The sequence below is a fragment of the Lactobacillus sp. UMNPBX16 genome, from assembly GCF_002553775.1.
In the GTDB taxonomy this organism is placed as follows: Bacteria; Bacillota; Bacilli; order Lactobacillales; family Lactobacillaceae; genus Lactobacillus; species Lactobacillus crispatus.
This window is the reverse complement of the sequence record NZ_PCYU01000014.1, coordinates 38080-57719: the sequence shown is the minus strand read 5'-3', so window position 1 is coordinate 57719 and position 19640 is coordinate 38080. Positions and strand designations below refer to the sequence as shown.

Here is a 19640-nt window from a genome sequence, read left to right as displayed (position 1 = left end):
TGTTTAATGGCAAAAGTTGAAAATGAAACGAGTCTATTCGATCGATTAGCCTGGAATATTATTATACCAGTGCTACTCTTGGCTTTAATTAGCTTGTATTGTATCTATGTTGCTGCATTAGGTGATCCTAGTCATATTGGTTCACCTGTTAGGGCAGTAGTTATGCAGGCATTATGGTACTTGATTTCAATTGCAATTATTGTGGTTGTGATGCAGTTTGATGCAGAACAGTTGTTTAAGATTGCGCCAATTTTCTTTGGAATCGGAATATTTTTGCTGATTGCGGTGCTATTCTTATATAACAGAAGCGTAGCTGCAGATACAGGTGCGAAAAGTTGGTTCAAACTAGGGCCCATTACTTTTCAGCCTTCAGAAATTATGAAGCCAGCTTTTATCTTGATGTTGGCTCGAGTGGTCAAAGAGCATAATGATAAATATGGTCACACGATTAAGACCGATTGGTTGTTATTAGGCAAAATTATTGCTTGGCTGGCACCGGTAGCAATTTTACTAAAGTTACAGAATGACTTTGGTACTATGTTAGTATTTATTGCCATCGTTGGTGGCGTGGTTTTAGTATCAGGGATTTCTTGGAAAATTATTGTACCGTTATATGGTATTGTGATTTTAGCAGCTATTGGGGTTATTGTATTAGTAACTACGTCGGCTGGGCAATCATTGTTGAGTCATTTCTTTCAAGCATATCAATTTGAACGAATTAAGTCTTGGCTCGACCCATCTGGTGATACTTCATCAGGAGCTTATCAGTTATGGCAAAGTATGAAGGCAATCGGTTCGGGTCAGCTATTTGGTAATGGCTTTGGCAAAGCTAGTGTTTATGTTCCAGTTCGTGGATCAGACATGGTTTTCTCGGTAATTGGTGAAAACTTTGGTTTTGTCGGCTGTGTAGCATTGATTTTGATTTATTTATACCTGATTATTCAAATGGTAAAAATCTCGTTCGATACCAGAAATGTATTTTATTCATACATTGCAACTGGTGTTATCATGATGATCTTGTTCCACGTATTTGAAAATATTGGGATGAATATTGATTTATTGCCATTGACAGGTATTCCATTGCCATTTGTTTCTCAGGGTGGTTCAGCTCTGATGGGAAACATGATTGGGATTGGATTAATCTTGTCGATGAAGTTCCATAATCGTGATTACATGTTCAGTACGGCTGGCGATTTTTAGAAATAACATTAAAAAAATACCTCCAAAAATTCAAATCTGAATTTTGGAGGTATTTTTTTATCGGTTATTAAAGCTAAATAATTAGCCTTGCAAAGCATCCTTAACTTCTTCAGTACGACATACCAAGACGTCACATTTAGAAGTTCTAGTTACATATTCAGTAACACTACCGATGAGCAGACGTTCAACGGCGTTCAAACCAGTAGCACCCACAACGATTAAATCAATATTGTGCTTCTTAGGGAAGTCATGTCCAATGATTGTCTTAGGTGAACCAAATTCAATAGAGTAGTGAACATCTTCAGCACCAGCCTTAGTAGCACGAGCTTGGTAATCCTTCATTCTCTTTTCAGCATCTTTAGAAACTTGTTCTACCATTGCTGAATCAAAACTTGAAACATTTTGGAAAGAACGAGTATCAATTACGTGTAAGATTTCTAGTGTTGCATGGTTACGCTTGGCGATGGCTACAGCCTTGCTGAAGGCCAAGTCAGCTTCTTTTGAACCATCAACTGCAACTTGAATATTCTTGTATTGTGAAAGCATATATAAGCACCTCTTCCTATATTCTATTTTACCAAAATTTTGCTTGTCATTAGTGAATTATTATTCTTTATTTTGAGTAATTGATAAACCAAAAGCCAAAATAGTTAATGAAGCTAAGAATAAGGTGATTAGATTTAAATATTTATTACCCATAAATAGCAAAATAATCCCTAAAATACTTTCAGCTAAAAGGGCGACTGAAGTCCACTTAAGAATATTGCTCAAGCGTGGATCGCCACCAATGTCATAAATTAAAAAATGTCCGTTCCTTCTGTGCCACATGTACCATGAGGTTAACAGTAGGAGAAGGATAAAAATAATCATTACAATCTTTATTGCCATTTAACAGTCTCCACTATAGAAAAAGACGGTCAATTGAGACCGCCTTTTTTAATATTCTAAAGAAATCCGAGTTGTCTAAACATAGCATAATGACGCTTGTTGAACCCGCAATGTTCAAAATTTTAGCTGGCATCGCAGCGAATATGGATCCTGCAACAAGGCAGTATTCCGATTCGGTAGTTATTTGCCAACTCCCACGTCTTATAGTTTGATCGGTCAACTTTATACATTTAAGCTTGTCGATCAACTCAGATCACTTATTATAATACGCATATTACAGGTGCTTGTCAACCATATTGAATGCGCGAGATTAGTGATTATTGCGCAAGTTATCAGATTGCATTTGTTTTAATTTTTGATAGGTTGCCTTATATCTAGCTTCGATTTTAGAATTGCCTTTAGGTGCAAAGTAGCTGGCATGAAGTAGGTTATTAGGCAAGTATTGCTGTGCTACCCAATCATTTTGATAATCATGAGGATAAAGGTAGTTCACGCCATGTCCAAGCTTTTTGGCACCAGAGTAATGAGCATCTTTTAGGTTGGCGGGAATTGAGTCAACTTTTTTGGTTCGAATATCAGCTAGTGCAGCATCAATTGCTGAAATGGCACTATTGCTTTTGGCAGAAAGAGCTAACTCAATAACCGCATTAGCCAGTGGAATTCGTGCTTCAGGCAAGCCAACCATTTGTGCAGCTTGGATGGCTACTATAGCGTGTTCAGCTGCGGCTGGATCGGCTAGTCCAATATCTTCGTAGGCAATTACTGCTAGTCTTCGACAGATAGAGACTAAGTCACCAGATTCAATTAATCGGGCAAGATAGTGCAGCGCTGCATCTGTATCAGAGCCACGAATTGATTTTTGAAATGCTGAGACTAGATCGTAATGTCCATCACCAGAAGCATCAAAGTTTTGCACCTTCATTTGAATTGAATCAGCCATTTCTTTTTGAGTGATGATAATTTTTTGATCATCTTGGTGTTTATCTTGCAATTCTTGCTTAGTTGAAAGAACAGCTAATTCTAAACTATTCAAAGTAGACCGCAAATCACCGTTGCCTTTTTCAATCAAAAGAGCACGCGCATCATCTGTTAATTCAACATTATATTTGCCTAGACCTTTTTCTTTATCGTTCAATGCGCGATCGATTGCATGAGAAGCATCATCTGTAGAAAGAGGCTTTAATTCAAAAATTTGGCAACGTGAACGAATAGCAGGGGAGATCGAAATATAAGGGTTCTCGGTAGTTGCCCCAATTAAAATGATTTGTCCCGATTCTAGCAAAGGCAGTAAGAAGTCCTGCTTAGTTTTGTCCAAACGATGAATTTCGTCCAGCAATAAGACAACTGTCCCACTCATTTTGCCTTCTTCGGCTACTTGTTGCAATTGCTTTTTGCCGTCAGTAGCTGCATTGAGCTTTCTAAAGGCATATTTAGTTGAGCCTGCAATAGCACTAGCAATACTTGTCTTACCGATGCCAGGAGGGCCGTAAAGGATCATTGAAGACAGAAGTCTAGCTTCCACCATTCGGCGAATAATTTTGCCTGGACCAATCAGATGCCTTTGACCAACAACTTCGTCTAAATTAGTTGGTCGCATACGATATGCTAATGGTTTCATTTACTTATCTCCGTGAAAAAGTTTATGCCAAAAACTTTCTTTTGTTTTAGGTGCGGCTAATTCTTCTTTAGGAAACTCAGGTGGATAAACTTGCTTTAGCTCAATTCGTGGTCGATTGATAGCGTTTTTCGCTACAACTAGTACTGCCGTATCATGTGGTCCTGTTTTTGCGGTTTCATTGTTAACTAAAGTGAAGGGAATATCATAGTTGCTGCAACTGGCTTCAACGTCTCCCAAGAAGCCATCATCAGTGATATTGCCATTGATCAAAATAGTATAGCCCTTAAAGTCAGTGATATGTTTAAGAAATAGGGCAGTTAATTCAGGATTTTTAACTTCAGTATTGTCCATACGGATTAAGCAGCGCTCACGTAATGAACCTAAAAATCTGCGGCGTTCATCAGGCTTAGTTTGTGGAGTAATACCTTGAGCTGCTTGTTCAACACGTTTATTTAAATCTTCAGTCATCTAATCATCCTTTCTTTTTATGTACTTATTGTAGCAAAGAAAAAAGCCTTTCTCGATTGAGAAAGACTTTCGACAAAATAAAATGTAAAAATTAAAGTAACTTGTTGTACCATTCAACAACTAAGGCTTCATCAATTTCTGGTTCCATTTCGTCACGTTCTGGTAAACGTACAAGAGTACCTTCCATTTTGTTTTCATCAAATGAAACAAATGATGGACGAGCAGTAACTGCTTCTAAGGCATCCTTAACTTGTTGTAAGTTCTTTGACTTTTCCTTCAAGCCAATAGTTTGACCAACCTTGACTTCGTATGAAGGAATGTCAACACGCTTGCCATCAACAGTGATGTGACCGTGGTTTACTAATTGTCTAGCTTGTTCTCTAGTAGTAGCTAAACCAAGACGGTAAACAAGACTGTCCAAACGACGTTCAAGCAAGATCATGAAGTTAACGCCGTGTTGACCTTCACGGATCTTACCAGCGCGAGTAAACAAAGTTCTAAATTGACGTTCGTTTAAGCCGTACATCCAACGTAACTTTTGCTTTTCGTGCAATTGTTGACCGTATTCTGACAAACGACCGCGGTTGTTAGGACCGTGTTGACCTGGAGCGTAGTTACGACGAGAAATTTCCTTACCAGTACCTGAAAGGGAAATACCCAATCTTCTTGAACGTTTCCAACTTGGACCTGTATATCTTGACATAAAAAATCCTCCATAAAATTTAAACAATAATTTTTGGAGTAAAATATTAAGCATAAGTTCAACATTCGTGCATCTTGGATTTACATTTTCGCCCAATGCAGCGCGGGTTACTCGTTCACTAAAGCGTTTCAAGATGTTGACGTTCTTGTCACTTATTGCTGCAAATATTTTACACGAATAGTATTATATAGAGTTCAGAATAATAAATCAAGAAAATAGAACAGCTTTTTGCACCTATTAGGGTCAGGTTTTGTTATAATTATGATAGTTTTGGAGGATAAACTATGTCATCAATTCAAGCTATTATAATTATTGCCGTGGTGATCCTAATCATTGTCGTAGTTGCAGCAATGCTATTGATCAATCGTAAACAACTAAAAGAAATTGAAGCGATTGATGCAGCAGTGACTGAAATTGAGAAGATGCATCTAGAAGATGATATTACGCGACTGGATAAAATGGATTTGGCCGGCGAAAGTTTAACTACATTAAATACTTGGCGCAAGAGCTACACTGAAGCAGCTAAGAAAAAATTACCGCGAGTGCATAAGCTAGTTGAAGAAGCTGCTAATGAAAATGCAACTTATCGCTTGTTTAAAGCAAGAAAGAATATTAAACAAGCACAGGAGATTATCAAGCCAACGCTCGAAGATGCTCGTAACACCAAGGCAGTTTTCACGGAACTACTTGAATCAAATAAGGAAAATCAAATTCAATATGATGCTTTGATTAAAGTTTATCGTGAATTAAGAAAAGATATCTTAGCCAATTCCTTTGAATATGGTGCTGCGATTGATCAGGTTGAAGATCAACTAGCATCAATGGAGAGTGACTTTGAAGAAGCAAAAAATCTTTCTTCACAAGGTGATCATGTTGAAGCTAAGCGAGTTTTGTCCAAGATTCGGATGTTTTTGGGTAACTTACAAAAACGCTTAAAACCGCTAAAAGAGGGCTATCATCAACTTGAAGTAGTGTTCCAAGATCAGCTTAAGGAATTGTCTGATGCTTATAAAAAAATGATTTCAGAAAAATATTACCTTACTAGCGTAGATGTTTTGGGCAGAATCAAGGAAATTCATGATGAAATTGATGGTGCGCGCAAATTGCTAGCTGAGACTAAGGTGAATGAATTAGCCAAGGAAAATAAAAAGATCTCTGGCGAAATTGACGATCTATATGATGTTTTAGCTAAGGAATACAAGGCAAGACCATTTGTTGAAAAAAATCAAAGTAAAATGCTGACTTTGATCTCACATCAGCAAACCGCGTCAAAGAAGCTGGTAGAAAAGTTGCGGCATATTGATGAGAGCTATGAATTGACTCATGGCGAATTGGAAAAGAGTAAAGACTTAGAAAAAGAAGTCAATGAAATGTACCATCAGTACACTATTGATACACAGAATATCGCAGATGGTAAGGGTGTTTACTCTGCTATTCAAGATTCATGGCTCCAGATGCTAGATCGCCTGCGTGAAATTGATGCAGAGCAGGCTAAGATGTCAACTGACGTTGATGGACTTTATGATTCTGAAAATGTAGCTAATGATTCAATCAAGCGCTTTAAGCAAGAAGTTTCATTAGTTTACCGTCGACTTGAAAGACGAAATTTGCCAGGTAATCCTGATAGCTTTGTTCAAATGTATACTTTGGTGGTCAACGAGATTGGTCATGTCAGCAACGAATTAAGTCAGGTCCGGATTAATATGGAAAAGATCTCAGCTGAATTAATTCAAATTTCTGATGATGTGGAGCGGCTTAAACGTGAAGCAGATGACATCATTAATTCCGCTAACCTAGTTGAATTGACGATGCAGTATTCAAATAAATATGCAGATAAGGATTCAATTGCGCAAGCACAAAAGACAGCAATGCAGCTATATAATGAATATAACTATAAGGAAGCCCTTGATACAATTGCTACAGCAATTGAAAAGGTAGAGCCAGGTAGTTATCAACGACTTGAAAATGCATATTATTCAGAAGAGAAGAGTAATTAATTGAAGCGATTCATTATTTAAGCTAAAATTGAAAAGTCATGAAACGGTCAAGTGATTGACCGTTTTTTAAATGAAGGGGTAATGATAGTGATTTATTTTGATAATAGTGCAACAACAAAGATAGATCCACAAGTATTGGATACTTACAATAAAGTAGCGACTAGTATTTGGGGCAATCCTTCGAGTTTGCATAAGATGGGTGATCGTGCACACCAATTGCTTGAGGCGTCACGTAAACAAATTGCTGATTTGCTGGGGACTAAGCAGCATGAAATTTTCTTCACTTCTGGTGGAACAGAATCAAATAATGCTGCAATTAAGGGGACCGCAATTCAAAAGCGTGAATTTGGTAAGCATATTATCACTTCTAGCGTGGAACATGCATCTGTAGCCAATAGTTTTAACGCGTTAGAGAATTTGGGTTGGCGCGTTACCAGATTGCCAGTTGATAAGGAAGGCCGAGTTAACGTTAATGACTTAAGAAACGCGATTGATTCTGATACAACTTTGGTTTCAATCATGGGCGTTAATAACGAAATTGGCACCATTCAACCAATTGATGAGATTAGCGATTTGCTTGAAAATTATCCAACGATTCAGTTCCATGTTGATAACGTTCAGGCACTTGGCAAAAATATTTGGGATAAGATTTTCACACCAAGAGTAGACCTCTCAAGCTTATCTGCGCATAAGTTCCATGCACCACGTGGTATAGGTATTTTATATAAAAAAGAGGGCAAGATGCTCACACCTTTACATGATGGTGGTGGCCAAGAAAAGGGCCTGCGTTCAGGTACTGAAAACTTACCAGCAATTGCGGGGATGGCTAAGGCAATTCGTTTGCTTTTGCAAGATGAACCAGAAAAGGCCAAGCGTGAAGCAGAAATTAAGGCTAAAATTGTTGATTATCTAAAAGATAAACCAGGGATTGATATTTTTTCACCAGTAAGCGATGGCTTTGCACCACATATTCTTTGCTTTGCTCTAGAGGGAATTCGGGGCGAAACTTTGGTTCATACGCTAGAAGATCAAGATATTTATACTTCAACTACTTCTGCTTGTGCATCAAAGACGGCAGATGAGGCTAGCACCTTGGTTTCTATGCGAATTGATGATAAGATTGCTACTAGTGCAATTCGTTTAAGTTTTGATGAGACGAATACGCTTCAAGAAGCGGATGAATTTATTAAGGTCTTTGACAAGATCTATAATCATTTTGCTAAAATTAATCATTTGGGAGAAAATTAATGGAATACACAGAAGTTATGGTTCGCTATGGCGAGCTTTCAACTAAGGGGAAGAACAGAAAGGACTTCATCAATCGCTTAGCAAGTAACGTTGAAAAAGTTCTTAAGGATTTCCCACAAATTGAATTTCATCCTCGTCATGATCGGATGCACATTGTCCTGAATGGCGCATCATTCAAGGATGTTGACCAACGTCTGAAGAAGGTATTTGGAATTCAAACTTACTCACCAGCAATTAAGATTCCTAAGACTCTTGAAGATATTGAAAAGACTTCTTTGGAATTGATGCAAGAGACTTTTAAGCCAGGGATGACCTTTAAGGTTAATACTAAGCGTAGTGACCACAAGTTTGAATACGACACTAATCAATTGAATAATCTGGTTGGTGACTACTTGTTTGATCATATGGATGGCTTGAAGGCTGAAATGAAGCATCCTGATTTGGTCTTGAGAATTGAAGTACGTCAAGATGCCGTTTATATTTCTAATCAGTTGCTTCATGGTGTTGGCGGGATGCCCGTTGGTACTGCTGGTAAGGCTGTGATGATGCTTAGTGGTGGGATTGATTCCCCAGTTGCTTCATGGCTAGCCCTTAAGCGCGGAGTAGATATTGAAATGGTTCACTTCTTTAGTCCACCTTACACTACTGAAAAGGCATTGGCTAAGGCTAAGGAATTGACTGGTATTTTGGCAAACTACGCTGGTAAGATTAATTTTATTGCCGTACCGTTTGCTGAAATTCAAGAAACGATCAAGGAAAAACTGCCAGAAGGCTATTTGATGACTGTGCAACGTCGTTTTATGTTGCAGCTTGCTGACCGCATTCGTGCACAACGTGGCGGCTTGGCTATCTTTAATGGTGAGTCAGTTGGTCAAGTTGCTTCTCAAACTTTGCAATCAATGGTGGCTATCAATGATGTAACTACTACTCCGGTTATTCGCCCAGTTGCAACAATGGATAAAACGGAGATTATTGCCAAAGCTGAAGAGATTGGTACCTTTGATTTATCAATTCAACCTTTTGAAGATTGTTGTACAATTTTTGCTCCACCGCGTCCTAAGACTAAGCCAAAGCTAGATAAAGCGCGTGAATATGAAGCTCGTCTTGACGTTGAGGGCTTGATTCAGAGAGCTTTAGATGGTATTGAAGTTACGCCGATTTATCCAAATGAAAAGTTTTTGGATGATAAGGCTCAGGAAGACGCTGACTTGTTATAGAGGATTAATTTCACTGGTGTTTTTGAAATTTAATATGATACAGTTTAATTATTTAGAAAGATATGGTGTTAATATGGAAACTTCTAGTAGTATTATGTATTGATTTAAAGTTAATATAATAGGCACGCGCAAAACGCGCGTAAAAACGGTCGATTTCGTTTTCGACCGTTTTTTTGCGCGTGAAAGAGTATAATTATAAATAAATAGTTTAGAAACGGTGATCTAAATGAGAGAAACCAAAAATTTAGAATTTAAAGAGAAATTGACGAATACTTTTCTGAAAACGGTTAGTGCATTTGCAAATTATGGCAATGGAAAGATTAAATTTGGAATAAAGGATGATGGATCAATCGTTGGTGTGAAAAATCCAGTTGAATTTTGTTTAAATGTTGAAAATAAAATCAACGATTCGATCACACCAAATCCAGATTATAATTTAGAAATTGATCCTAAAACTAATGTGGTTACTTTAACAGTAAAGCAAGGTGTTAATCCTCCATATTTATATAAATCAAAGGCCTATAAGAGAAATGATAGTGCTTCAATTGAAGTTGATCGATCTGAATTATCACAGTTAATCTTAATTGGTGAAAACAGAACCTATGATAGTTTAACCGCGATGAACCAAGATTTGTCATTTAACATTTTAGAAGAAGTATTAAAAGAAAAGATAGGAATTAAAAGTTTAACATCTGATATATTGATTACGCTTAATTTAGAGCGTAAGGATACTAGTTACACTAACGCCGGTGAGCTTTTGGCAGACAAAAATAATTATCGTGGAATTGATATTGTTCGGTTTGGTGAAAGCATTAATATTATGCTTGATCGAGCAAGTTATGAGCATGAATCTATTCTTAAAGAGTATAAGCAAGCAATTCAAAAATATCGTCAGTATTATCAACATGAAGAAATACAGGGAGCAACGCGAAATATTGTAAGTCAGATTCCAGAAGAAGCTTTTCGTGAGGCAATAGCCAATGCCTTAGTTCATCGAGTTTGGAACATTAACTCGCAAATTAAAATTTCTATGTATGATGACAGAATTGAAGTAGTATCTCCAGGTGGATTGCCACAAGGACTTAGCAAAGAAGAATATCTTTCAGGTCAGATTTCCATTTTGCGTAATCCAATTATTGCTAATGTTTTCTTTAGGTTAGGATTAATTGAGCAATTTGGTACAGGTGTAAGAAGAATAAATGATTCTTATAGAAGTAGTTTGGTTCAACCGCAGTTTGAAATTTTTGAAAATTCGATAAAGATAATATTGCCAGTTTTAAAATTTATTACGGACGATCTGTCTAATGATGAAAAGAAAGTATATCAAATAATTCATGAAGGTGCGGATACTACGAAGCAAATTAGCCAAATGAGTAAGTTTGGTAAGACGAAAGTTTTGAAGATTTTGCGGCAACTAGAAAAACAAGGTTATATTAGAAGAATGGGTGAAGGCAGAGCTACAAAATATATTTTAAGCAAATAATCGCGCGCAAAACGCGCGTAAAAACGGTCGAAAACAAAATCGACCGTTTTTGATTAGTGTCGCAATTCGAAATTGGGTTAACTTTCTTATATAATTAATATTAATCAACATATAAGAACGAAAGAAAGACATAATGCGCATAGATAAATATTTGGCCAATATGAATGTTGGCTCACGAAAAGAAGTACACCAATTAATTAAAAAAGGAATTGTTGCGGTTAATGATGTGATTGTTAAAACGCCAAAGCAGCAAGTTAAAGAAAGCGATCAGGTCACTGTTAACGGAGATGCTGTTGCTTATCAAAAATATCATTATTTCTTATTGAATAAACCTAAAGGTGTTTTGTCAGCGACGGAAGACCGCAGTCAGCCAACAGTGATTTCCATACTGGCGCCGCAAGATCGCTATCAAGGAATCGTACCCGTTGGTCGTTTGGACAAGGATACTACTGGCTTGCTCCTTTTGACGAATGATGGTCAGTTGAATCATGAATTGCTTGCACCTGGTAAGCATGTTGATAAAGTTTATCGTGCTGAAATTGCTGGTGTAGCTAATGATGCAACTGTTAAAACTTTTGCTTCAGGAATGACACTAGGCGATGGGACCAAACTGCAGCCAGCAGAATTGAAGATATTATCCCAGGATGAAGAGCACAATAGGTCTACAACTGAAATTAAAATTCGTGAAGGTAAATATCACCAGATCAAGCGTATGTTTGGTGCGGTAGGGATGAAAGTCGTTGAGCTAGAGCGAATTTCGATGGGAAAGTTAACCTTGCCTGCTAACTTAAAGCGGGGAGAATATCTGGAATTGAAGTTGGAAGATATAATAAAGTGATGGCAAAGATCAAAGAATTCAATGAAGATCCGGAATGGAGTGATTATATCATGGATTACGAAGAGAAAATACTGGAGCGAGAACAAGACGCGCGTGAGGAAGGCTTGATAAAAGGGCGTGAGGAAGGTAAAGAAGAAGGCTTCAAAGAAGGCATAGTATACGGGATTCACAATTTGATTACCATAATGCGAGATTACGGTGAGAATAATCAGAGAATTCTTCAACGGCTTAAACAGAAGTACGGCTCTGATTTTACTGATGAACAATTAGAGAACTTCTTGAAACAAAATTAAAACATCAAAATTAATGGCAATAATCCCTTATTTAGAAATTCTAAATGAGGGTATTTTTCTATTTAAAGTTTTAACTTTAATAATGAAAACGTAGAGCTTAAAAACAATGATATAATTAAGACCATATCAGTTAAATATGTTGAAATCCAGGACCTCTTGTCTGGATTTTTTATTAGGAATAATTATGGAAAAAATCAAAACAGCAATCTATTCAGAAGATTTTGTTCAATTAGTAAAGTATGTTCTAATTGGCGTATTAGGGCTAGTCGTTGATTTTGGAATTTATACAATTTTGACGCATTTCAAGATGAATGTTGAAATAGCTAACATTATTTCGTCTACCTGCGGGATCATCAATAACTTTTTATGGAATTCTTATACTAACTTTAAAGTTCATGATCGCATGATATTAAGATTTATTTCTTATTTTATCGTTGGCCAGATTACCACAGTGTTTACTACGATTTCCCTATTTGTTTTCGTTACCAAATTGGGTTATCCGCACTTAATGGTCAAGGTTATAGCTACTTTTATGGCTACTTTAATTCAATTTGTAATAAATAAAGTAGTTACTTTTAGAAAAGTTAAGAAAGAAGAAATCTAATGGAAAAATTATCAATTGTGGTCCCTTGTTTTAATGAACAAGAGACAATTCCACTTTTTTATCCAGCAGTGCAAAAAGTATTAGCTAAAATGCCCAAAGTGACGCCCGAATATTGGTTTGTAGATGATGGCTCCAATGATAACACACTGACCGAATTGAAAAAATTGCATGAGCAGGACAAACATGTTCACTATATTTCTTTTTCTCGTAACTTTGGTAAGGAATCCGCTATCTATGCGGGCCTATCAGCTGCAACGGGAGATTATATTGTCTTAATGGATGTAGATTTGCAAGATCCGCCTTCACTTTTACCAAAAATGTATAAAATTTTGCAGACTGGTGACTATGATGCAGTTGGCTGCAGACGAGTAGATCGTAAAGGGGAAGGTAAGTTTAAGTCTTTCTTGAGCAATCAATTTTATAAGGTGATTAATCGCATTTCTAAAGTGGAAATTGTTTCAGGCGTACGCGACTATCGCATGATGACCAGGCAGATGGTTAACGCAGTTTTATCAATGAAAGAATACAGCCGCTTTTCTAAAGGTATTTTTGCTTGGGTTGGTTTTAAGACTAAGTATCTTGAGTACCACAATGTCGAGCGCGTAGCTGGTGAAACTGATTGGACGACTCACAAATTATTCAAATATGCGTTGGGCGGGATTGCTGATTTTTCTCAAGCACCGCTTAACTTAGCTGTTTGGATTGGGACAACTTCATTCATTTTGTCAATTATTGGTCTCCTGGTTGTGATTGTTCGTAAACTAATAGTTCCTGGTTCTAGTATTTTGGGTTGGGCCAGCACAATTTCAATTATTTTATTGATTGGTGGCTTGCAGCTTTTGTGTATCGGAATTATTGGCCGTTATATTGGTAAAATCTATTTACAAGTTAAAGAACGACCAATTTATATTGTGAAGGAAAAGAAATGAGAAAGAGCCATAAATTGTTGAATGTCTGGGATATAATTCTCAGACATTTTTGTTTGTAAATTTTAATTTCTCACAAAAAAAGCGTGCTTTTTTGCGTAATAAATAGTGGAGAATAATTCTGTCCTACTATTTATGAAAGAGGTGCGCAATGGAAAATACGCATACATCACGATTCATGAAAAGCAATACCAAAGTCATTTTGTATCATGGAAGCAATCAGGCTGTTTATCAGCCTCGTATAAATAAAAATGTTTTTACAACTGATTTTGGTAATGGCTTTTATGTGACTTCTAATCGTAGACAAGCAGAAAAATGGGCAAAGCGTAAGGCTAGATATTCAGGTCAACCGACATTAAATAGATATGTATTCGATGCTGATCAACCCGACTTGAAAATATTAGTTTACCAAGCAGATATTGATTGGATTAAGTTTGTCATTCAAAATAGAATGAATAATATAAAAGATAATTCTGATATCGTCATTGGCCCAACAGCAGATGGTAAACTTTTTTCTGTTGTTAATTGCTGGAAACATGGTAATCTAGATTTAGATGAGGCTCTGCTAAAATTAAAACCGAGTGTTTATTCGGAGCAGTATTGTTTCAAGACAGAAAGAGCTCTCAAAGCTTTAACGTTCATAGATAAGGAGTTGGTTAGATGATTCCCGAAATTAGTGAAAAGCAATTTCATCAGCAACTAGCTGAAGCAATTAGCGACTTAATTGCTAAGAGATTAAACATTTATCCTAAGCAGGCTCTAAATTTATTTGAGAAGTCACGTGTTTATAAGGATTTAATGAATTCAGATGATGAATTTGATCAAATGATGCCAGCTGATTTTTTTGATTTGTGGCAAAATGAGCGTTTAGTCGGTGTACCAGTTAGTTCGGCCGATATTGCTAACGGATTATTGAAAGATAAGAAGTACAAATGATTATCTTATTGCTCGAAATGGAGTGATTATATCATGGACTACGAAGAGAAAATACTGGAGCGAGAACAAGACGCGCGTGAGGAAGGTAAAGAAGAGGGACTTAAACGAGGCGTCAAAATTTTAGTTTCTTCACTTAAAAGAGCTGGTAATACCAAGCAAGAGATCATGCATCTCCTTGAACAAAATTACGGTTCTGATTTTAGCGATGAACAATTAGAAAACTTCCTAAAAGAAAGTTAAAATAGCTTGCCAACTACCTACTTGATATGGTTTAATTATGTACAAGTAAATAGGGAGTAATCGGCATAAATTGTATTTACGGCGTCAGAACGAAATTTATTTTCCGCTGTAAGTTTAAATGATGAGACTATTGACTAAACAGTGTTTTAGCCAGTAGTCTCTATTTTTTTGCTTAAATTACTCTTATGTTTAGGGAGGGCTTTACATGGAATACTATCGTCAGAAAAAAGACGAGATAGCTAAAGAGTTAAATACCGATTTAAAGCAGGGGCTGAGCGCTAAAGAGGCTCAAGAGAAATTAGCTCAAGTTGGTCCAAATGCTTTAGTTGAAGGAAAGAAGAAAAGTACTTTTCAGGTCTTTTTAGAACAATTTAAAGACTTAATGGTGATCATCCTAATTATCGCGGCAATAATTTCTGCTTTTACGGGCAGTCTGGAAAGTACGTTGGTAATTATTGTTGTATTGATTCTGAATGCGATTTTGGGTACGGTACAACATGTTAAGGCGGAAAAGTCGCTAGAATCGCTAAAGTCATTATCTGCGCCAACGGCTAAAGTTTTGCGTAATGGCCAAAAAATGGAGATTGAGGCCAAGGACTTGGTACCTGGCGACATTCTTTTGTTAGAAGCAGGTGACTTAGTTACTGCAGATGGTCGAATTTTAGAAAATTATTCTCTGCAAGTCAACGAAAGTTCATTAACTGGTGAATCGACTAATGTTGACAAGTTGGACACTGATTTTGAAAAAGAAGTGCCGCTGGCTGATCGGGTTAACATGGTTTACTCCAGTTCCTTAGTAACTTATGGGCGTGCTACGGTTGTGGTAACGGCAACGGGGATGCAGACTGAAATTGGTAAGATTGCTTCCTTGATGAATGAAACTAAGGAACGTCGCACTCCGCTGCAAGTATCACTTGACCAGTTTTCATCACGATTGGCTACTGCTATTTTAATCTTGTGTGCTGTGATCTTTGGTATTCAAATGTGGCGTGGTCAACCGCTGCTTGATTCACTGCTATTTGCAGTAGCTTTAGCTGTTGCTGCAATTCCTGAAGCTTTGAGTTCTATCGTAACTATTGTGCAAGCAATGGGTACGCAAAAAATGGCTAAAGAAAATGCTATTATTAAAAACTTGGCAGCCGTAGAATCTTTAGGGTCTGTATCAGTAATTTGTTCAGATAAGACTGGTACGTTAACTCAAAATAAGATGACTGTTGAGGACATCTATATTGGTGGTAAAGTTTTAAAGCCAAATGAGCTGGATTTGAGTAATCAACTTCACCGCTACTTGTTGTATGATGTAGTACTTAATAATGACTCTAGTCTGTCAAAGGGCAAAGCAATTGGCGATCCAACTGAGTCGGCTTTACTTGAGATGTACCGCCAAGTGCCAGGAATTGACTTAGGTAACGGTGTTTTAGGCTTATCAGAACAAGAATTACGCGAACATTCTAAGCGTCTGGAAGAAGTACCATTTGACTCAGATCGTAAGCTGATGAGTACTAAGCATTTGATTCATACTGTACCAACTATTTTTGTTAAAGGTGCAATTGATGTGCTCTTGAAACGCTGTGTCAATATTCGTTTCGGCGATGAAATTCGTCCAATGACTGAAGAAGATCGTAAAGAAATTTTGGCACAAAACAATTACTTTTCAGAAAATGGTTTGCGTGTTTTGGCTTTTGCTTATAAAGAAAGTGATGAAGAGCTTTCTACTGAATCAGAAGATGGCTTAACTTTTATTGGCCTTGTTTCAGAAATGGATCCACCACGTGAAGAAAGTGTAGCTGCAGTTGCTCGTGCTAAGGAAGCCGGGATTAGGACTGTGATGATTACTGGTGACCATAAGGTGACTGCCGTTGCAATTGCTAAGAAAATTGGTATTTTCAATGAAGGTGACATGGCTTTAACCGGCCTTGAATTAGATGCTTTGAGCGATGAAGAACTTGATCAAAACATTGAGAAGATTTCGGTTTATGCTCGTGTATCGCCTGAAAACAAGATCAGAATTGTTAATGCATGGCAGAGAAAAGATCGTATCGTATCAATGACTGGTGACGGTGTTAACGATGCCCCAGCCTTGAAGAAGGCCGATGTTGGTGTCGCGATGGGGATTACTGGTACTGAAGTATCTAAAGATGCTGCCAGCATGATTTTAGCTGATGATAACTTTGCTACAATCATCAAGGCTGTTGCTAACGGACGAACTGTTTATGAAAATATCAAGAATGCGATCGGCTACTTGTTGTCTGGTAACCTTTCTGCGATTATCACAGTTTTGTTTGCTTCATTAGCTGGTTTACCAGTGCCATTTGTAGCTGTGCAGTTGCTCTTCATTAACTTAGTAACTGACTCACTTCCAGCACTTGCAATCGGGATGGAGCCAGGTGATCCAGATATTTTGAAGCGTAAGCCGCGTGATCCTAAGGCTGGTATTTTGGACAAAGCCTTTGTGAGTCAAATTACTATTCAAGGTTTGATCATTTCAGTAAGTGTTATTGCAGCATTCTTGATTGGCTTAAAGGATAATCCTGCTGTGGCTACTACTATGGCTTTTTCAACTTTGACTTTTGCTAGATTGTTGCATGGTTTCAATTGTCGTTCACAACATAGTATTTTCAAGATCGGTTTCAAAAATAACTGGTATAGTTTAGCTGCCTTTGCTTTAGGCACCGCTTTGCTTTCCTTAATCTTATTTGTACCAGCATTGCATAGCTTGTTTGCGGTAACACCATTGACTGGTCAAGAAGTATTATGGATTGCTGGTTTAGCATTGATCCCAACTATTTTAATTCAAGCAGTTAAGATGATTAGAAAGTAGAATATTTTAGATAATCCTCATGAAGTAGTAACTACTTGATGAGGATTATTTATATTTTAAACAGATTTTACGTATAAAATGCAAAAATATGATAAAATTTAGCCTGAATAAAACAATTTTAGGTGAATAATTATGAATAAAAATAAATTATACTTTTTAAAATTAGAAATTCAAAATCATCCGCTATTTGAGGATGATCTTGAATTTTCACTGGTCAGTGATGCAAGGGTTACTTCTAATACCTCTGATCGATTAACTCACTTGCTCGGCAGTTTATGGGTGAATAATTTAATCACTCTAGTAGGGACTAATGCTACTGGAAAGACTACGATCATGAAACTCTTGATAGGAATTCTTCAAACAGTTGTGATGGAAAAGTCAATTGATCAAACTAAGCTAACGGATGTGCTAATAGGAAATGAGCCTATTAGTGTTACAACTTATTTTTATGGAACTGATCATGTAGTTTATAAGGATAGTTTAGTTTTCAAGTTAAAGAAAACTTTAAGTAAAAGCTGGCATATTGAGTCTGAAACGGTATATCGAAAAAAGGTAACTGTTAATCTTTCAAAGAAAAAATTATTTGATTTCAAAAATATAAAACCAGAATTAGACAGAAAAGAATTAGGCGACCTAGCTTCTTCAATTTTGTCGTCTGATGATTCGATTTTTAGAGCGATTATTTCGAAAAATAAGTATTATCCTCAAATACCATTTGATACTTTGTTCTTTACTGACTTTAATGCATTGATGTATGGTTCTGGCAATGTGCCTGGAGAAATTTTAAACTTTTTAGATCCAACAATTGAATATCTTAAAATTGAAAACAAGCCTGAGGGCTCTGGTGCTACTAAACAATTGTTTAAGCTGAAGTTTAAAGGGAAAGATACAGAGATTGCAGAAAATGATTTTACAACGATTGCAAAATACTTGTCTTCTGGTACAGCTAAAGGGATAACTCTTTATGGCGAGGTAATTAATGCACTTTCCGTTGGTGGCATCATCTTTATTGATGAGTTGGAGAATCACTTTAATCACGCTATTGTAGATTCTTTTATTGAGTATTTTACTAATCCTAAAATCAACATAAATAGAGCTACTTTGGTATTTAGTACGCACTATACTGAAATTTTGGATAAAATTGAAAGAACTGATGAAGAATATATTACTAAGAGAGAAGGCAAGATTCAGCTTCAAAGATATTCAACTGCTGATGTAAGAAGCGATCTAAATAAAGCCGATGTTTTTGAATCAGATTATTTAGGTGGGACAGCTCCAGATTATGATGCCTACATGGCTTTAAAGAAGGCTACAGAAAAGGCGGTTAAAATGGATGAGTAACTCTACAGATCTAATCGCTATTATTGTAGAAGGTCATACTGAACGAGCAATTATGGAAGTTCTATTGGAACACGATGCACTAAAATTCAACGAGGATGATCTTCTTGAAGGTGAAGTAATTAGAGCACGAAATGCTAAAAAGTTTGCTAAAGAATTTTTGAATAAAGGGTTTAGAAGTAGAAAGGTTAAAATTTATAGGATACTTGATTCCAAAACCGAAAAGTTTAATCTTCCAGAAGTGTATAAAAAGAAAGTATCCGAAGTAGTAGAACTTCGTACTAGACCTGAGATTGAAATTCTAGACATTCTTTATCATCAAGACTATCAGCGATATACAAATAACTATAAAAGTAAAGTGAAGCCTAGTGATTTTGTTAAGCAGTATTATCACGATCTTAAGAGTGTGAAATCTTATGATGAAAATTATTATTTTTGGAATAGTCACTATGATGATTTAATCAACGTGTTAAAACAATATAAGCAATATCATTCATCGGAAAAATGTATTGCTGATTTATTAAAAGAATAAAGACATATGGCTAACTTAATTACGACTAATTCCTAACCCTTTTTTCTGAGTGAAGTTCATGCTATAATCATAACCAAAGCAAGAATCAAGAGGGGTCGACTTTATTAACAGAGAAAAGCCAGACAGCTGAGAGGCCGAAGGTTGACTAGTAGCTTGATTAGCTGATTAATTGAAAATAAAAAGTAGGTTAATCCGGTATACGCCGTTATCGTCTTCAAGAGAAGCATGTTTGATACATGCTTAACGTAGGTGGTACCGCGGTTTAACTGATCGTCCTAGACAATATGTCT

General features: G+C 36.7%; 20 protein-coding genes. 15 read left to right on the top strand and 5 right to left on the bottom strand.

Features of this window, described 5'->3' with window-relative positions:
• Positions 1-6: 6 nt before the first annotated feature.
• A complete protein-coding gene (locus CP367_RS03740) occupies positions 7-1200 on the top strand; it encodes an FtsW/RodA/SpoVE family cell cycle protein (protein WP_013086115.1) in 1194 nt (397 codons plus the stop codon).
• Between the two features lie 81 nt (positions 1201-1281).
• Here CP367_RS03740 and CP367_RS03735 read toward each other — a convergent pair whose 3' ends face one another.
• From CP367_RS03735 to rpsD, 5 genes are all read right to left on the bottom strand, one after another.
• Positions 1282-1746: a universal stress protein gene (locus CP367_RS03735; protein ID WP_005718784.1), complete on the bottom strand. Its 465-nt coding sequence runs from the start codon at positions 1744-1746 to the stop codon at positions 1282-1284.
• 60 nt (positions 1747-1806) lie between these two features.
• Positions 1807-2088, bottom strand: coding sequence for a hypothetical protein (locus tag CP367_RS03730; RefSeq protein ID WP_005718786.1), 282 nt, complete (start codon positions 2086-2088; stop codon positions 1807-1809).
• Between the two features lie 310 nt (positions 2089-2398).
• On the bottom strand, positions 2399-3706 hold the full coding sequence (locus CP367_RS03720) for a replication-associated recombination protein A (protein WP_013086116.1): 1308 nt from the start codon (positions 3704-3706) through the stop codon (positions 2399-2401).
• A complete protein-coding gene (locus CP367_RS03715) occupies positions 3707-4174 on the bottom strand; it encodes a YueI family protein (protein ID WP_089146306.1) in 468 nt (155 codons plus the stop codon).
• 91 nt (positions 4175-4265) lie between these two features.
• On the bottom strand, positions 4266-4877 hold the full coding sequence (gene rpsD / locus CP367_RS03710) for a 30S ribosomal protein S4 (protein ID WP_005721374.1): 612 nt from the start codon (positions 4875-4877) through the stop codon (positions 4266-4268).
• 284 nt (positions 4878-5161) lie between these two features.
• On the opposite strand from rpsD, the gene ezrA reads away from it, so the two are divergent.
• The 14 genes from ezrA (at position 5162) to CP367_RS03640 (ending at position 19350) form a co-directional block, all read left to right on the top strand.
• Positions 5162-6874 (top strand): septation ring formation regulator EzrA, encoded by a 1713-nt coding sequence (gene ezrA / locus CP367_RS03705; protein WP_089146305.1) that lies wholly within the window; start codon positions 5162-5164, stop codon positions 6872-6874.
• 87 nt (positions 6875-6961) lie between these two features.
• Positions 6962-8122 (top strand): cysteine desulfurase family protein, encoded by a 1161-nt coding sequence (locus tag CP367_RS03700; RefSeq protein WP_089146304.1) that lies wholly within the window; start codon positions 6962-6964, stop codon positions 8120-8122.
• A complete protein-coding gene (gene thiI, locus CP367_RS03695) occupies positions 8122-9339 on the top strand; it encodes a tRNA uracil 4-sulfurtransferase ThiI (protein ID WP_089146303.1) in 1218 nt (405 codons plus the stop codon). The genes CP367_RS03700 and thiI overlap by 1 nt, the downstream gene beginning before the upstream one ends.
• Before the next feature lie 226 nt (positions 9340-9565).
• On the top strand, positions 9566-10822 hold the full coding sequence (locus tag CP367_RS03690) for an ATP-binding protein (RefSeq protein ID WP_089146302.1): 1257 nt from the start codon (positions 9566-9568) through the stop codon (positions 10820-10822).
• Between the two features lie 133 nt (positions 10823-10955).
• Positions 10956-11660: a pseudouridine synthase gene (locus CP367_RS03685; RefSeq protein ID WP_089146301.1), complete on the top strand. Its 705-nt coding sequence runs from the start codon at positions 10956-10958 to the stop codon at positions 11658-11660.
• Positions 11660-11953 (top strand): hypothetical protein, encoded by a 294-nt coding sequence (locus CP367_RS03680; RefSeq protein ID WP_223845443.1) that lies wholly within the window; start codon positions 11660-11662, stop codon positions 11951-11953. The genes CP367_RS03685 and CP367_RS03680 overlap by 1 nt, the downstream gene beginning before the upstream one ends.
• Before the next feature lie 184 nt (positions 11954-12137).
• Entirely contained in the window at positions 12138-12557 is a 420-nt protein-coding gene (locus tag CP367_RS03675; RefSeq protein ID WP_013086136.1) for a GtrA family protein, read from the top strand.
• Positions 12557-13486: a glycosyltransferase family 2 protein gene (locus CP367_RS03670; protein WP_089146300.1), complete on the top strand. Its 930-nt coding sequence runs from the start codon at positions 12557-12559 to the stop codon at positions 13484-13486. Before CP367_RS03675 ends, CP367_RS03670 begins: the two co-directional genes overlap by 1 nt.
• A gap of 148 nt (positions 13487-13634) precedes the next feature.
• Positions 13635-14147, top strand: coding sequence for a DUF3990 domain-containing protein (locus CP367_RS03665; RefSeq protein ID WP_089146299.1), 513 nt, complete (start codon positions 13635-13637; stop codon positions 14145-14147).
• A complete protein-coding gene (locus tag CP367_RS03660; RefSeq protein ID WP_005718809.1) occupies positions 14144-14419 on the top strand; it encodes a hypothetical protein in 276 nt (91 codons plus the stop codon). The genes CP367_RS03665 and CP367_RS03660 overlap by 4 nt, the downstream gene beginning before the upstream one ends.
• Positions 14420-14452: 33 nt before the next feature.
• Positions 14453-14659, top strand: a complete 207-nt coding sequence (locus tag CP367_RS03655; protein ID WP_068813541.1) for a hypothetical protein — start codon at positions 14453-14455, stop codon at positions 14657-14659.
• A 205-nt stretch (positions 14660-14864) separates the two neighbouring features.
• A complete protein-coding gene (locus CP367_RS03650; protein WP_089146298.1) occupies positions 14865-17480 on the top strand; it encodes a cation-translocating P-type ATPase in 2616 nt (871 codons plus the stop codon).
• Positions 17481-17612: 132 nt separating this feature from the next.
• Complete coding sequence (locus CP367_RS03645) at positions 17613-18821, top strand: ATP/GTP-binding protein (RefSeq protein ID WP_005722797.1); 1209 nt, start codon at positions 17613-17615, stop codon at positions 18819-18821.
• Complete coding sequence (locus tag CP367_RS03640) at positions 18814-19350, top strand: N-6 DNA methylase (protein WP_089143170.1); 537 nt, start codon at positions 18814-18816, stop codon at positions 19348-19350. The genes CP367_RS03645 and CP367_RS03640 overlap by 8 nt, the downstream gene beginning before the upstream one ends.
• Positions 19351-19640 lie beyond the last annotated feature (290 nt).

Coding starts and splice junctions, on each gene's coding strand:
- CP367_RS03740 (WP_013086115.1), top strand. CDS start 7: ATGGCAAAAGTTGAAAATGAAACGAGTCTATTCGATCGATTAGCCTGG.
- CP367_RS03735 (WP_005718784.1), bottom strand. CDS start 1,746: ATGCTTTCACAATACAAGAATATTCAAGTTGCAGTTGATGGTTCAAAA.
- CP367_RS03730 (WP_005718786.1), bottom strand. CDS start 2,088: ATGGCAATAAAGATTGTAATGATTATTTTTATCCTTCTCCTACTGTTA.
- CP367_RS03720 (WP_013086116.1), bottom strand. CDS start 3,706: ATGAAACCATTAGCATATCGTATGCGACCAACTAATTTAGACGAAGTT.
- CP367_RS03715 (WP_089146306.1), bottom strand. CDS start 4,174: ATGACTGAAGATTTAAATAAACGTGTTGAACAAGCAGCTCAAGGTATT.
- rpsD (WP_005721374.1), bottom strand. CDS start 4,877: ATGTCAAGATATACAGGTCCAAGTTGGAAACGTTCAAGAAGATTGGGT.
- ezrA (WP_089146305.1), top strand. CDS start 5,162: ATGTCATCAATTCAAGCTATTATAATTATTGCCGTGGTGATCCTAATC.
- thiI (WP_089146303.1), top strand. CDS start 8,122: ATGGAATACACAGAAGTTATGGTTCGCTATGGCGAGCTTTCAACTAAG.
- CP367_RS03690 (WP_089146302.1), top strand. CDS start 9,566: ATGAGAGAAACCAAAAATTTAGAATTTAAAGAGAAATTGACGAATACT.
- CP367_RS03685 (WP_089146301.1), top strand. CDS start 10,956: ATGCGCATAGATAAATATTTGGCCAATATGAATGTTGGCTCACGAAAA.
- CP367_RS03680 (WP_223845443.1), top strand. CDS start 11,660: ATGGCAAAGATCAAAGAATTCAATGAAGATCCGGAATGGAGTGATTAT.
- CP367_RS03675 (WP_013086136.1), top strand. CDS start 12,138: ATGGAAAAAATCAAAACAGCAATCTATTCAGAAGATTTTGTTCAATTA.
- CP367_RS03670 (WP_089146300.1), top strand. CDS start 12,557: ATGGAAAAATTATCAATTGTGGTCCCTTGTTTTAATGAACAAGAGACA.
- CP367_RS03665 (WP_089146299.1), top strand. CDS start 13,635: ATGGAAAATACGCATACATCACGATTCATGAAAAGCAATACCAAAGTC.
- CP367_RS03660 (WP_005718809.1), top strand. CDS start 14,144: ATGATTCCCGAAATTAGTGAAAAGCAATTTCATCAGCAACTAGCTGAA.
- CP367_RS03655 (WP_068813541.1), top strand. CDS start 14,453: ATGGACTACGAAGAGAAAATACTGGAGCGAGAACAAGACGCGCGTGAG.
- CP367_RS03650 (WP_089146298.1), top strand. CDS start 14,865: ATGGAATACTATCGTCAGAAAAAAGACGAGATAGCTAAAGAGTTAAAT.
- CP367_RS03645 (WP_005722797.1), top strand. CDS start 17,613: ATGAATAAAAATAAATTATACTTTTTAAAATTAGAAATTCAAAATCAT.
- CP367_RS03640 (WP_089143170.1), top strand. CDS start 18,814: ATGAGTAACTCTACAGATCTAATCGCTATTATTGTAGAAGGTCATACT.